Source organism: Paraburkholderia sp. J11-2 (genome assembly GCF_905220185.1).
Lineage (GTDB): Bacteria > Pseudomonadota > Gammaproteobacteria > Burkholderiales > Burkholderiaceae > Paraburkholderia.
Window position 1 is genome coordinate 189,123 of sequence record NZ_CAJMYY010000011.1, and the last position, 15,261, is coordinate 204,383.

Genomic DNA, 15,261 nt, shown 5'->3' on the forward strand with positions numbered 1-15,261 from the left:
CGTTACTGAAAGTCGCGCGTAAAGGTTACCGTCGGATCCGCAATCATGACGACATACGTGAGGAATTTTCTGAATTCCGCTCCAGGCGAGTTCGTTACATAAATCACGTCGTGATTTTGAATCGGGAAATTCTGTGTAACGAAGAACGCTGCTGGATCCCGCAAATTGATCTCGTACACTACCGGCACCATGCCGCTACTAGCCTTGATCGACGGATCCATGTTGTCGACCAGCTTCGCGTCCTCGAAACGGAACACGAACACCCCGCGCGCATCCGCACGGTTGTCGTTCAAACCACCCGAGCGGGCGAGCGCCTGAGCCAGCGAAATACCCTGCGCTTCAAACGGAATCTCGTCGTTCTTGCCCGTTGCGCCCAGCACCGAAAACGTCTCCGGCTGATACAGCGCCGTCACCACGTCGCCTGGCTTGAGCACGACGTTCTGCTTGGGATCGCGAATCACTGCATTGAGCGGCATGATCGCCGTGGTATCACCGCGCGACAGTTGGATCGCAATATGGCCAACCTGCTGTTTCAACCCGCCCGCGAATGCGAGCGCATCCAGCAAGCGCTCGCCCTTCGGCGTGAGCGGCATCATCTTGCTCGTATTGACTTCACCGACGACCGTGACATTCGAAGCGTTGTTGTTCTTCACGCTAACGAGCACCTGCGGCTGGTTCGCCTTGCCCTTGAGATGGCTGACGATGCTGGCCTCGATCTGCTCGGTGGTGCGACCCGCCACCGCGATACGGCCCGCGAAGGGAATGGAGATGGTGCCGTCTGCGTCCACCATTTGTGCGGGCAGCGTCACACTGCTCGACGTGTTCGACGCGCCCGACCCGAGCGACGGCAGTGAAACCGGCGACGCGGACCCAAACAGCATCGCGGGCGGCGTTTCCCAGATCGTCACCTCGATCACGTCACCCGGACCGATCTCGTAGTTGTTTCCCGTCGTGCTCGCGAACTTGGTCGAGAACTGCCCCAACTGCTTGGCGTCCGCGAGTTTGCGTGCCAAGGCATCGTTGACATCCACCACCTGGATGCCCTCAACGCGCCCCGAATCGTGCTGCTCCAGAATCTGCTGACGGCTTGCGCCGGATGTCGGAATCCAGTCCGGGACCGTCCCACATGCCGAAAGCATCAAAACTGCAGGAACGCACACTGCCAAAAAATTCTTCTTCATGAATACTCAAATCTGGTCACGAATTAGCCGCAAGCCTTGCCACCGCCGCAACCGTGCGGCTGATCTGCTCTGGCTCATGCGTCGAACAAATGAAAAACCGCAAGCGCGCCGCTTTTTCCTCAACCGCCGGATAAAAAATCGGCTGCACGTTGATGCCTTCCTCGAACAGCGCATTCGCCCACTGTGCAGCCTTAAGCGAACTGCCCGTAATAACCGGCACGACCGCATAACCCGCGCTCGTACCGGTATCGAGCCCGGCGGCGCGTGCCTCACGCAAAAACTGACTCCCACGCGCCTGCAATTGCGCAACGCGCTCGGGTTGCGCAATCAGACATTCCAGCGCCGCGAGCGAAGCCTCGGCAAGCGCCGGCGCGAGCCCCACGCTGTACAGAAAACCCGGCGCCAGATGGCGCAGCATGTCAGCCAGCGGCTGGCAACCGGCAATGAAACCACCACATCCCGCCAGCGTCTTGCTCATCGTGCCCATCCACAGATCGACACGATCCGACGCCACACCGCAGTGTTCGCGAATACCCCTGCCAGTCGCACCGAGCACCCCCAGCGAATGCGCTTCGTCAACCAGCAGGAACGCGCCGTGACGCTCCTTGACCTCGCAAAAGCGCTGCAGGTCGGGAAGATCACCGTCCATGCTGTACAGACCTTCAATCGCAATCAGCACGTTGCGATACTCGCCACGCACGCGCGCAAGCAATTCATCGAGCGCCTGCCAGTCGTTGTGTGCGAAACCAAGTCGCTTCGCGCCGCTCAACTGCGCGCCCTGCACGATGCTGTTGTGCGCGAGCGCGTCATGAACGATCAGATCGCCCGGACCAAAGAGCGCGCCAATCACGGTTACGTTGGTTGCGTGGCCGCTCACGAACGCGACGCAATCATCCGTTTCGTAGAACGATGCAAGCGCCCTTTCGAGTTCGCGATGCACAGGCCGCTCACCCGCAACGATGCGGCTCGCCGAAGCCGACGTGCCATACCGGTCGATAGCCGCCTTGGCGCGCGCGGCAATCGCGGGGTCGCCCGCCAGCCCGAGGTAGCTGTAGTTCGCAAAATTCACATACTCTCGGCCGCCGATCTGCGTCGTCGCGCCCGCAATGCCGTCGTGCACGCGAAAGAAGGGCGACTCGACGCGCAGCGTCTCGCCCATCTCGCGCATCAGCTTGACCTGCTGGAATTGCGGCATTGCTTCGAAGCGGCTGCGCGACGACAGCGTCTGTGCGGCCCGTACCGCCTTCGCATCTGGCACGCCGGGCGTCGTGACCGCATCGGTCGCGCGCTCCAGTTGGCGCTTCAGCGCTTTTGCCGCCAGCTGTTGGCGGAGTGTTTCCCCGAGTCCCATGTAATCCGATCTATCTTGTCTGTTCAGCGCGAGCGCCTTACGCGTGCGCTTCGACCCACTCATACGCGCCGGGCGTGCCCAGCAGCGCGGCGAGCAGCCGGTAGTTCATTTCGTGCGTCGGCCGCCGCGCGGTGACGTGGCCAAGCAGCGGCGCCCCCGCGAGCGCGAGATCACCGACCAGATCGAGCACGCGATGGCGCACGAACTCGTCTGGCTGACGCAATCCGCCCACCACGCGCTTGCCGACGATCGCCGCCGTGCATGACATCCGTGCGCCGCGCAGAATGGGCCAGCCGCGCAGATAACCCACGACGATGGCGGGCACGGCCCACTTGACCTGTCCATACGATCGCGACGAAGCAATTTCCTCAGAAAAAGCGCGCGGCGTCATGCGGCCGTGCCACTCCATGTCGCCGAAACCTTTGAGGTCGTTGTTGTGCACGCTGAACGCGTAGTCATCGGCCGGCTCGACGCGCATCTCGCGACGTGCGGCGCCCTCGCCGTCGACAACACTCACGGCCTTGAGCACGCGCAAGAAGCGCTTCGGCTGCGGGAGCGCGGCGCGCCCGCACGCCTTAATAGCGTCAATCCAGGGCTGCGCGCTGCCATCGAGAATCGGCACCTCTTCAGCGTCGAGTTCGACGATCGCGTGATCGATCTCGCAGGCGAGCAGCGACGCGAGCAGATGCTCGACTGTGCGCACGCCGAGTCCATCGTTCGCGCGCAGCATCGTGCAGAGAGGCTGGCCCTGGCGTAGCGCCGGATTCGCAGCCACCGTGCCGAGTTCCCGCCCTTCGCGCATACGGCGAAACACGATACCGTGCCGCTCGCCCACAGGCGCAACCGCCTCGGCAGGCAGAATGCGCACGTTCACGCGCCGCCCGGTATGCAGACCGTGGCCCGACAGTTCGAGCGGCCGAGCCAGCGTGCCTTCGCTCGCCTGCCAGCCCGCGGGCAGCTTCACTCCGCAAATGCCGGCGTCGACAGACATGCCTCGTCTCCCTGTTGATCCTGTTCGTTGTTTTTGTTGCGCTCGACAAACGCGCGTGCCTCGTTCTCGTCGAGCGCGTGACGCGCAGCCAGCGCCGCGACTTCCTCGTTCGCACCGTCTGCCGCGCGTGGCGTTCCGTCTACGCCCTCGCCGTCTTCATCGAGCATGTCGACGATACGCAGCGCGAGCGTATGCACGGTCGCGCCTTCGGCGATCGCCATGATCGACAGCTTCACGCCGAACGACTCTTCGACAGCCATGCCGAGTTCCATGCCCATCAGAGAGTCCATGCCGAGGTCGAGCACCGAACGGTCGAGCGCGATGCTTTCTGGCGACATATGCAGAATGCGCGCGATCTGCGCCCGCAACGCGGTCTCGACCAACGCAACCGCTTCGACCTTCGGCAGCACGCGCAGTTGTTCGAGCAGCGCGCCATCCTCGCTCGCGGTCTCCGTCGCGCCGCCGTCTTGCAGCGCCATGTAGCGGCGCGCCTGTGCGGCGGGCATGCTGCGCGCGATCGCCGCCCAGTCCAGACGCACGACGGCCTCGCCGGCCGCGCCGTTCACGAGCGCGCGCTCGAGCGCCGTCATCGCCTCGTCGGAGGTGATCGACGCGCCGCCGATGCGCGCCTGCAGCGCCTCGCGCGTCACACTATTGCGCGCGAGAAATCCAACGTCCTCGATTGGCCCCCACGCCATGAAGGCGGCGGGCAGGCCAACGGCGCGGCGATGTGCAACAAGTGCTTCGAGAAATGCGTTGGCCGCGACGTACGCGCCCTGGCCCGGATTGCCGAGATAGGTCGTGGCTGACGAATACAGCACGAAAAAGTCGAGCGTGCATCGCAGTGTCGCGCGGTGCAGATTCCATGCGCCCGCAACCTTCGGTTCTAGTACGGCAGCCATGCGAGCGTCGTCGATGTTGCGCAGCAGACCGTCGTCGATGCGCATTGCCGAGTGCAACACGCCTTTGAGCGGCGTGCCGCGCGCCTCGATGGTATCAACGAGACGGTCGAGCGCCGCTGCGTCAGTCACGTCGCACGTCACCACCGTCACGGTGACGCCGTGTTCGGCGCGCCAGCGTTCGAGTTCCTGCTGCTTCGCCGCGTCGAGCTTGCCGCCGCGGCTTGCGAGCGTGAGGTGACGCGCGCCGCGCGCGATCATCCAGCGCGCACTCGCGTACCCAAGACCGCCCGTGCCACCGACGATCAGATACGCCGCATGCGGATCAAGACTCAGCGCAGGCTGCACGACGCCGCGCGTGGGCGCCGGCGTGCCTGACGGATAGGTCACGAGCACCTTGCCGATCTGGCGCGCCTGCTGCATGTACCGGAACGCCTCTTCCGCGCGCGCGGCCGGGAACGCGCGATACGGTAACGGATGCAGCACGCCGCTCGCGAAGAGCGACATCACTTCCTCGAAGAGGCGCGTGGTCAGCTCGGGCAGCACGCCCATGAGCTGGTCGGCATCGATGCCGAAATAGCTGATGTTGTTGCGGAACGGCCGCAGGCCGATCTGGCTGTTCTCGTAGAAGTCGCGCTTGCCGAGTTCGAGGAAGCGGCCGAATGGACGCAGCGTGTCGATGCCGCGCACCATCGCTTCGCCCGCGAGCGAGTTCAGCACGATATCGACGCCCTCGCCGTTCGTACAGGCGCGCACGTCGTCGGCGAATGCGAGACTGCGCGAGTCGAACACGCGGTCGGCGCCGAGCAGGCGCACGAACTCGCGCTTCTCCGCGCCGCCCGCCGTGGCGAACACTTCCGCACCGAGATGACGAGCGATCTGGATCGCCGCGATGCCAACGCCGCCGGCGCCGCCGTGCACGAGCACACGCTCGCCGCGGCGCAACCGCGCGAGTTCGCACAGCGCGTAGTACGCCGTGAAGAACGTGGTGGGAATCGTGGCGGCTTCTTCGAAAGAGAGTGCCTCGGGCTTGCGTGCGATTGCGCTCGCACGCGTGACCACGCGCGTCGCGAACGAAGCCGGTGCGAAGCCGAGCACTGCATCGCCGGGCGCCAGACCTTCAACGCCCGCGCCAACGCGCACGATGCGACCGGCCAACTCCATGCCGATCGTTGCGCCCGCGAAGCCGGTCTCGACCGCTTCGTCGGAAAGGAGGCCCATCGAATACATGACGTCGCGGAAGTTCAGACCGGTCGCCATTGGCGCGATCTCGACTTCGCCGGGATTCAGCTCGCGCGCCGGCAACGCGAACCATTCGAGGTTGCGCAGCGAGCCAGGCATGTCGAACGCCAGCACGGCCGGCGCGGTTGCGGCCTGTGATTCGAGCGCGGATTCGTCGCGCCACGTCTGGCGTTCGGCCGCCTGCGCCGGCAGCATACGCGGCACGTAGCGACTTTGTGCCGCCAGCAGCACTTCTTCCTCGCCGTCGTCGTGTGTGAGCGCGTACGCCAGTTGCGTGACGGCCTCGCCGTTCGCCGATGCGACGTCGATCAGGCGCAGTGCAAGCGCCGGATACTCGTTCGCCATCACGCGGCCAAGGCCCCAGAGCGTCGCCTGCTCGGGCTGTGCCGCAGCGCCTGCTCCAAGACCGAACGGCGCACCGCCGCGCGTCACCACGCACAGGCGCGCTTGTGAGACCGCGTGTGCGGCATCGATTTCGCGCACGAGCGACGCGAGCGCAAGCGCACCATCCTGTTGCGCGCGCATGACTTCGGCGCCACTGGCATCAGCGAGTGGCGCAAGCGGCGCGACGAACACGATCTGCGCTTGCGTATTCTTGCGTTCGAGCCATGTGGCCGCCTCACGCGCGGGCACCGATTCGACCTGAGAGCCCAGACGTGCAAGTTCTTGCGCGAGTGCCGCACCGAATGGATCGTTACCGTCCTGCACGATCAGCCAGGGCTGCCCGTGGGCCGCATTGGTCTGCGTCTGCGCGGCGGCGGAAGGCTTACGCGCGACGATCAGCGTCGGCGCACCTTCAAGATCAAGATCCTGCTCCGCGTGGCGCACGACGTCCTGCAGGCCAGCGCGTTCGCAAAGCGACTGGAGTGCGGCCGGCGCGAGCGCACCATAAGCCTGTGCGGCAACCTCGTGACCCACCACACCGAAGACAATGTCGGCAAACCGGCTGCGGTGCCCATCGGCGAGCACGACGAGACCACCCGGCGCGAGCCGTTCGGCGATTGCCTTCAGTGCGGCGAGCGGATCGGCTTGCTCGCCGATCATGCGGTTGACGACGATCAGGTCGAACGGCGCGGCGTCACGGCAATGCGTGAAAAGCGGCTCGTTTTCGCCGAGCAGAAGCGTCTGCACGTGAGCGTGCGCTTCCGCGTCGAGCGCGGCGAGCTGCTGGTGCGTGCCCGCTAGCACGTGCTCGCACTGCGAGGCTGACACGCCGATGTCGAGCGGCTGCAGCACTTCGCCGCTCGTCGCGCCAATCTCCAGGACTCGCAGGCGACGCGCCCGCGGCCACGCCGCAAGCGCTTCCTTCACGCAGGCGGCGAGCATCGCGCGCGCATGCGCCCACGTGGGCGAGGCGTCGAAGAACTGCTCCACGAGGCTGCGCCCCGTCGGCGAGAGCAGCGCGGGAGCGGCCTCGCCGGTTGCCGCTTCGCGCAGTACGCGCGGGAGCGCCGCACCGACGTGCGCGAGCAGTGTCAATTCGGCGACGTGGCCTGGCGACACCGCCAAAATGTCCTGCCACAGTGCATCGTGCGCGGGCATCGCCGCGCAAGCCGCATCGTCACGCACGAGACGTTCACCCTCGAAACGGGCAAGACCGTCCTCCACAACGAACTGCGCGAGGCGTTCGAGCAGCACCGCGTTTGCAACATTCGTCAGGGGCGGCAGCGTTGGCTGCGCGAACACGTTGAGTGCATCGAGTGCGTTCAGCGCGTGCAAGCCCGCCAGCACGTCGAGCAGCGGCAGCGTTTCGGTCAGATGGCGCGTGCGTTGCGCGCCGTCTTCCTGTGACGCGAGGCGCGTGCTCGCACGCTCGACGAGCGCAGCCGGCGCGGGCAGTGCAACGGCCGTGAATTTGCCGGCCAACGGCCGGGCCTCGAGCGCGTAAGCGAAGCGCGCCGGCGCGGCGTGGCGGCGGCTCGTCAAGTCAACGCGGCGGAAGCGGCATGCTGAAAGACGCGCGACGATCGCATTGTTGGCGTCGAGGAATTCAAACGATGCGACGAGCGAATGCGGACTGCGGCGCTGCACGCGCGCGAGCACGCGGCGCACCGAGTCGCCGCTCAGGAAATCGACGCGGCCGATCTGCACCGGCACGAAAGCCGCGCGCGCCTCGCTGGGCGCGGCACCCGTCTGGCCGAGAATCGCGAAGAGAGGATGAAAGCCGCTATCCATCAGCGCGGGATGTAGCAGCCAGCCGGCCAGCGCCTGCGAGCCTCCAAGCGCCTGGGGCGCTTCGAAGTCGGCGAGCGCGTCGTCGCCTTGGACCTGAACCGTGCGCACCCAGCGGAACGCCGGGCCGTAGCTCAAGCCGATCGCGGCGGCACTAGCGTAGAGCGCATCGCCACGCATCGCAGCACTCGCTTCGAGGCGCGCCAGCAATGACTCGTCGGCCACGGTTAGCGCGTCGAGCGTGCTGCCACTTTCGAGCAGGCGGCCCGTCACGTTGAGGTTCCACGGACCGTCGCTCATGCGGTCGCGCGTTTCGATCGTAAACGACGCGGTGCGCGCGTCGATCACGAAGCGGAACAGCTTCGCGTGCTGCGCCTGGAACACGACCGGCATGCGGATCTCGACGTTCTCCAGCGCGACGCCCGATGTGCGGAAAAACACGCGCGCCGCAGCCAGCGCCATCTCGACGCAGCCCGCGCCTGGGAACGCGACGCCGCCATCGACGACGTGATCGGCCAGCATCGGCAAACGCTGCGGATCCAGCTGGTTTTCCCACGCGAATGCGTGCTCATGCAGACGGTAGCCAAGCAGCGGGTGATCGACGCGACGGTTCACGAGGTTGTAGCCCTCGACGGTCGCCTTCTGCCAGTGGCGCTCGCGCTGCCAGGGATAGGTCGGCAGAACCGTGCTTGACACCTGCGGCGCAAGCGGCACGAATCGGTCGAGATCGACGGTGGCGCCGTTTGCGACCGCCGAGAGCATCGAATGTTCGAGCATCTCCGCGCTGTCGTGATGACGCTTGAGCGTGGGCACGACGGCGCCCGCGAGCTTCAGACTCGCGAGTGTCTGTTTGACATAGTGGCGCAGGATCGAGTGCGGCGCGATTTCGATGAACACACGCACACCAGCGTCAACGAGTGCCGCGACCGCTTCATGAAAACGCACCGGCTCGCGGATATTGCGCCACCAGTAGCCTGCATCGAGTGCGGTTCCGGAAAGCGTGCTGCCGGTGACGGTCGAAACGTAGCGCTTCGCGCCTCCGCGCGGCATAAGGTCGGCGAGACCGACGCGTACGACCGGCTCGATTGCGTCCATACAGTTGCTGTGGAACGCGTAATCGAGATCGAGGATCTGAAAGAAGCTACCGTTCGCCGCGAGCGAGGCGCCAATCGCCTCGAGCCCTTCGGGGGAACCGGCAAGCGTGACCGCTTCGGGGCTGTTGGTGCCGGCCACTTCGACCGCCGCCACGAGCCCCAGGCGCGCGATCAACTCTCGCGCTTCCGATTCGCAAATGCCGGCTGCGGCCATCTTGCCGGTGCCGCGCGTGAGACCTTGCGCCGCACTGCGAACGCGGATCACGCGCACGGCCTCGGCGAGTGTCAGCGCACCCGATGCCCACGCGGCCGCGATTTCGCCGACGCTGTGTCCAACCGCCGCGTCGAAGCCGATACCGCGCGCTTCGAGCGCGCGCGTGATGCCGACCTGGATCGCAAACAGCAACGGTTGCGCGTTCTCCGTGGCGGCGAGCCACTCGGCGCTCGCGCCCGCACGCAGCACGGCGACGAGCGAGTCATTGCCGTCGGCGCACCAGAGCGCATCGACTTCGTCAAGCGCGGCTCGGAATACCTTGTCTTCGGCGTAAAGCTGCTTGCCCATGCCGGCCCATTGGCAGCCGTTGCCCGCGTAGACGAACGCCACCTGGGCGTCCGACTCGACGGCCTCGCCACGCGCGACGTATGCGGGCAGCGCCTCTTCGGACGATTGGGCGAGCAGTTCGAGCGCGGCGCGGCCTGCGTGCGAATCAGGCGGCGCGATCACCACGCGCTTTTCGAGCCATTGACGACGGCGTGCGGCGCTAGCCGCAAGCGTGCCCCATTCGACGCCCTCGTCGAGACGCGCAAGATAGCGAGCGGCCAGCGCGGTAAGCGCGGCCGGCGAGCGCGCCGTGAGTACGAGCGGCGGCAATGCTGCGTCGGCCTTGAACGGCGCTGCGGGCGCCGAAGGAGCAACCGCGTGCGACGCTTCCGCGAGCACAACGTGCGCGTTGGTGCCACCGAATCCGAATGAATTGACGCCGACCGTCAGCGGTGCGCCATCTCGGCGTGCAAGCGGCGTGAAGCGATCTACGACGCGCAGGCGGCCACCTTCGAAATCGATGGCGGGGTTCGGTGTTTCGAAATGAAGCGAGCGCGGCACCGCGCCGTGCTTCAGGCAAAGAATCGCCTTGAAGAGGCCGGCCATACCCGAGGCGGTTTCGAGGTGACCGATGTTCGTCTTGACCGAGCCGATCAGCAGCGGATCGTCGGCGGGGCGGCCGCCTGCGACGGCTTCGATCAGCGCGCGCGCCTCGATCGGGTCGCCAACCGCGGTTCCCGTGCCGTGCGCCTCCAGATAGGCAAGCGAACGCGGATCGACGCCCGCGCGGCGATATACCGTGCGCAGCAACTCGGCTTGCATCGCCGTCGTCGGCACGCTGATGCCGCCGTGCGAATGACCGTCGGAGTTCACGCCCGAGCCGGCGATGACGGCGTGAATCGTGTCACCGTCCGCGAGCGCGCGATCGAGCGGCTTGAGCAGCACGAACGCGCCGCCTTCGGAGCGCACGTAGCCGTCGCCGGTCGCGTCGAACGCGCGGCAGCGGCCACGCGGCGACAACATCGACGCCTTAGCAAAACTCACGAAAGTGAACGGATGCAGCAGCAGGTTGACGCCGCCTGCAAGCGCCATCTCGGTCTCGCCCGACTGCAGTGCCTGTACCGCCTGATGCAGCGCGACGATCGAAGAGGAGCACGCCGTATCGACCGACATGCTCGGACCGCGCAGGTCGAACAGATAGGAAACGCGATTGGAAGCGATGCTGAGCGTGTTGCCGGTGGCCGAGTACGGATCGATCCAGTTCAGGTCGTCCATGCTGCGGTTGCCGTAGTCCATGCTCGCGACGCCAACGTAGACCCCACAATCGCGCCCGCGCATCGCGGCCGGACGCACGCCGGCGTCCTCGAACGCTTCCCACGCGAGTTCGAGCAGCAGGCGCTGCTGCGGATCCATCTGGGTCGCCTCGCGCGGCGAGATGCCGAAGAACGCCGCATCGAAACCGGCCACGTCGTCAAGAACGCCCGCCGAGAACGTGTAGCTTTTGCCTGGCTCCTTTTTGGACGGATGCTGGTAGAACGCCGTGCCGAAACGCTCAGACGGCACGGCCGTCACAGCGTCGCGCTCGTCACAAAGCAGTTGCCAGAAGTCGTCGGGCCCTTGAACTCCGCCGGGAAAGCGACATGCCATCCCGACAATTGCGATTTTCCTTTCCATCTTCATGCCGGCATCTGCTGCAAATCGTTCTGTGCATCGGTGTCGACGCTATTCGCGTGGATCATCGCGCGTTGTATCGTGGAGCCGAGAGTCTCGACGCTCGCGTCTCGCCGCTGGCCGAGATCGTTCCCGAAGTTACGCCAAATAAAGTAGTCACTGTGGGTCGGTTCCGTTGCGAGCGCATCGAATACGGAACCCATCGCCGGAACGTGGTCGCCATAAAAACACACGACCGCCGGGCGGCTGCTCCCGCGCAGATAACCGGTCAGCCGGCCGATCATCGCGTCCGCGTTTTCCATATGCCGGAGGTAAGCGGTCAGGTCGCGCCAGCGGGCGTCGTCTCCCAGCGTGTGCCGTGATTGCGACTCCCCTTGGGAAACCGTTTCCAGGTGCAACGGGCCGTGGTTTTCCATCGTGATCGCAAAGACGAACGCCGGCCTTCCATCACGTTCCTGCAGGACGTCGATGATCTTGTCCGCCACCGCGAGATCCCCAACGTACGGCCCCTCGCGAGGCGCATCTTCGAAATGCTCAATGTCGAGGAAGCGGTCGAAATGCATATGCTGGAATGCCCGGCGACGGCCAAAAAAACTCGCGTGATAGGGATGCACGGCCACCGTGCGATACCCACCGCGGCCGAAATAGCCCGCCAGCGACGCGCACGCCTGGCGCACGAACATATATGGATAAAAGCGCGCGTAGCCGAGTTCGGACGGCGTCAAGCCGGTGAGCATCGCGAATTCGCTGCGCATCGTATTCGCGCCCCACGCCGGCACCATCAATTCGCCTTGCTCGAAGGCCTCACGCTTTGCGCGATCGAAATGCACGTAGGGCGCGCGAGACACGAATTCGCCCAGACGACGAGCGTCGAAATACGACTCGCTCTGAATGACGATGACATCGGGACGGACGTTTGGGCGGCCCGCGGCAAATGGACTTGCGCGCATGGCGCGAGCGAATGCGAGCCGCTGCGCGCTGCTTAACCCAATGATCAAATAAGCGATGAATGCGGCGAAAAAGCCGAATCGGCGTTGATCCGAGAACGGGTGCAGTGTGAGCGGCAGTCGGTGAGAGAGCGCGCAACACACGGGCAAAGCCAGCAACGCAATGATCGCCCCGACGCCTCGCTGCGCAATTGCCACAGGGCTCTCGGCAATGTACGCCGCCGCTGCAGTTGCAACGCCGAGGAGCACGACGATGAGTTTGCCAATACCGAGAAACGGCAAATACAGACGCGGATGCGAGACCGCCTGACTGAAAAGGCTCAAGTCGCTAAAAACTAGCGGCTCGCGCAGCGATGCATGCTTGGCGTTGCCGACGACAGCGAGCAAGGTCATCAGCACGAGCGTGACGCCCGCTGAGAACAACGGCCGTCCCGTGAACGCGAGGCAGGCCGCCGCCACGACAGCGAGCGACGCCAGATGCAGCGCTAGCGCATCGGACGGACGACGGAGCGACGATCGGGTGACAGCGATCGCTTCAACGACGAAGGAGCATGCGACCATGCCGGCCGCGGTTGCGAAACCGAGCAGCACTTCACATATTCCGGCGAGGGACTTGAAACAGGAAACCGAGGATTGTGTCGGCGATAGCGGCTGGCAGCAGACGCAATAACTTGAGCCCAAGCGTCAAACTGAAGGGGAACGCAATTTCAACCTGACGCCGCGCGAGGCGCTTCCTGATGAACAGGGCGGCCTTCTCGGCGCTCCACATGAAGGGCTTGTTGCCAGGGAAGACGTCGCTCATCGCCGTTCGCACGAAACCCGGCATCACGACCGAAATACCGATATGGTCGCGCGCAAGGACCGGCCGCACCGAGTCACAGTAGGCCACGAGCGCCGCCTTGCTCACGCAATAAGCTGGCGAGATCGCCATCCCCCTCAACCCGGCGAGCGAACTGACGATCGCGATCTGGCCACGGCGACGCGTACGCATGCGTTCGATAGCGGGCAGTACCGTATGCAAGGCACCGTAGAGATTGATATCCACGACTTCGGCAGTGCGTCCAACGCCTTCCCAGTCGTCAGATGAGCGGAGGGTGCTGGCGACGCCAGCGTTGGCGATCAGCAAGTCGATCGGGTGTCGCGCGTCGAAATCCTGAATCCACGACTGAACCGCCGCTGCGTCGCGGACGTCCATGCAGCCAGCCACGACTTCGGCGCCACGTGTGCGGCACTCCGATGCAACGGCTTCAAGGCGCTCGACGTTTCTTCCGACCAGTCCCAGCGTGATACCAGGCACGGCATAGCACAAGGCCAACGCTCGCCCAAGACCGGCGCTGGCGCCAGTGATAACGATTACGCGCTGCCCACTTGCACTCACCCTACCTCCCCGATTGCAGGCAATATCGCTTTGCCAAGGCCTATGAATGGAGTTTTTTGCTTCTCTTTTTTAGCAGCCGCAAGCGGAATAACATCCACCGACTGCTATTGAAAATCCCTAGACAAAAGAGCGCCAACTGCTACCGCTAACATTTTTCGCGTTTCTTAAAGCATTGAAGACACGAAATCCACGCGCGCAAAACCAATGCGCGTTAGGTCGCCAATCAAATTTGGAAACGATCCATGCAATGCCTACAACTTAGGCCGTAGGAACTGAAGCTTGCAGCGAGAGGAAACGGTAAGCTCGCTGCGAGTGGGCGCAATCATACCGTAAGACATTTCTTTCATGCCATTACAAACTTCATTACTTCGGTAAGACAGTGGCAGCTTCGCAACAGCGGACAGTTACCATGTATTACACGCCATTTCACGGCTGCATCGTGTATGGGGTCGGATCCACTTCCGGACCAGGCCAGCCGACGCGAAGATTTATGCGGATTGGGTCGATATCGAACGCCGTCTGTGACCTTACAGCCTTCGCGAATGAAGGCTTTTTGAAGGCTGCGAGTGGTGCGCTCAACTCAAAGCTGCGAAAACGCTCTTAAAATCGCGCAAGCATTTTGTCTAATCAAATTATCGCCGCAAACGTTTTACTTTCGGCAAACGACACAAATCAGCCGCTAATTCGCGACAACCATTAACACGCGATTGCGTTCCGATTAAGGCTCGGTCCACTCTATTAGCTGCGCCATCGAGTCCTTCGACCTGCGCACAAATCTCACCTCATTTAGGCGCGTCGGCTGTTGCGCCTGCGGCACTCGCCTTAAATCGGCCAGGATCGCACCCCGGCAGCACAGCAGCGCCAGGGGGAAAAGCTCAGGCGCATACCAAAGTGGTACCCGTCAGCTTTGTTCACAAGCGGGGTCGATGCGGCGGTGACAAATGATGTTTGCTACGCCCGCTTGCCGCTGGCACCGAAACTTCGGCGGTTCATTCACGAATGTCCTCGTTGGCCCGGCAGCGATCGCCACCCCACACGCGTCGCCGCGCGGCTTGCTGCGGCAACAAGTACTCTTCCGCAGAATCGCATTGCTTGCGCTCGTTAAGCGCGAAGTCGGTCACGATACGACAATCCTAAGTTTCGCGTTTAGGATTGGGCGCCGTAGTTTTTGGTTTGCGCGCCACTCATGGCTAGGACCACCACCTCAGCGCGTGCAGGGGCTCGCGTGGCCTTGTGAGCAAAAAAAAAGCGCGTGATGGCCGAAGAGCGCGCGTTCCCTTCACAACACCCGGAAAACAGCGCTTGCCACAGATGCCGCTCGATACTCGCAGCCGCACCCCTGTTTAGAACGCCGATAGCGGCCCTATGTAGCCATGCATGGCCATGGCGATCAACATCGCGGACAGCGTCGGCAACACGAGATCCAGCACTTTGTACGGATCCCAACGCCACGGGAACCAACCGATCGCCCAGGTATACGCGTGCGACTCGAAAGCGAGCGACTCTTCAACATCGAGGGTTTCGAGCTCACACTCAAGTTTCTTGCGCGACCAATACCAGACGATCACCGCAAGCACTCCAATTCGAAAGTTGAACAGCAGGCCGACCGGCACCTGGATGAGCAATCCTTCAAGGCAGTGAGACAGCGACATGCGCCACCTTGCCGCCGCGAACCAGTCCAACAGCATATTCATAGGGACAATCCTCCTTCTGTCATGAACCCGCAGGTGCTGCGATGGTTCACCGCTGGTCCGCGCGTTTGACGCACGGCTCCAGTTGAAAGGCGCACCAAAT

8 protein-coding genes are annotated in these 15,261 nt (G+C 63.9%); all 8 read right to left on the minus strand.

Annotation, left to right across the window (positions count from 1 at the left end; genetic code table 11):
- Positions 1–2 precede the first annotated feature (2 nt).
- Complete coding sequence (locus U5A57_RS17650) at positions 3–1,181, minus strand: polysaccharide biosynthesis/export family protein (RefSeq protein ID WP_321912905.1); 1,179 nt, start codon at positions 1,179–1,181, stop codon at positions 3–5.
- A 16-nt stretch (positions 1,182–1,197) separates the two neighbouring features.
- Positions 1,198–2,532: an aminotransferase class I/II-fold pyridoxal phosphate-dependent enzyme gene (locus U5A57_RS17655; RefSeq protein ID WP_321912907.1), complete on the minus strand. Its 1,335-nt coding sequence runs from the start codon at positions 2,530–2,532 to the stop codon at positions 1,198–1,200.
- 37 nt (positions 2,533–2,569) lie between these two features.
- Complete coding sequence (locus U5A57_RS17660; RefSeq protein WP_321913005.1) at positions 2,570–3,496, minus strand: UDP-3-O-acyl N-acetylglycosamine deacetylase; 927 nt, start codon at positions 3,494–3,496, stop codon at positions 2,570–2,572.
- Positions 3,493–11,145 (minus strand): SDR family NAD(P)-dependent oxidoreductase, encoded by a 7,653-nt coding sequence (locus tag U5A57_RS17665; RefSeq protein ID WP_321913006.1) that lies wholly within the window; start codon positions 11,143–11,145, stop codon positions 3,493–3,495. The genes U5A57_RS17660 and U5A57_RS17665 overlap by 4 nt, the downstream gene beginning before the upstream one ends.
- A 2-nt stretch (positions 11,146–11,147) precedes the next feature.
- Positions 11,148–12,650 (minus strand): LTA synthase family protein, encoded by a 1,503-nt coding sequence (locus U5A57_RS17670; protein ID WP_321913007.1) that lies wholly within the window; start codon positions 12,648–12,650, stop codon positions 11,148–11,150.
- A 31-nt stretch (positions 12,651–12,681) separates the two neighbouring features.
- Entirely contained in the window at positions 12,682–13,467 is a 786-nt protein-coding gene (locus tag U5A57_RS17675; RefSeq protein ID WP_321912909.1) for an SDR family NAD(P)-dependent oxidoreductase, read from the minus strand.
- 989 nt (positions 13,468–14,456) lie between these two features.
- The gene (locus tag U5A57_RS17680; RefSeq protein ID WP_321912911.1) at positions 14,457–14,588 is read right to left on the minus strand and encodes a hypothetical protein; all 132 of its coding nucleotides are present in this window, start codon (positions 14,586–14,588) and stop codon (positions 14,457–14,459) included.
- Between the two features lie 222 nt (positions 14,589–14,810).
- A complete protein-coding gene (locus tag U5A57_RS17685; RefSeq protein WP_321912913.1) occupies positions 14,811–15,161 on the minus strand; it encodes a hypothetical protein in 351 nt (116 codons plus the stop codon).
- Positions 15,162–15,261 lie beyond the last annotated feature (100 nt).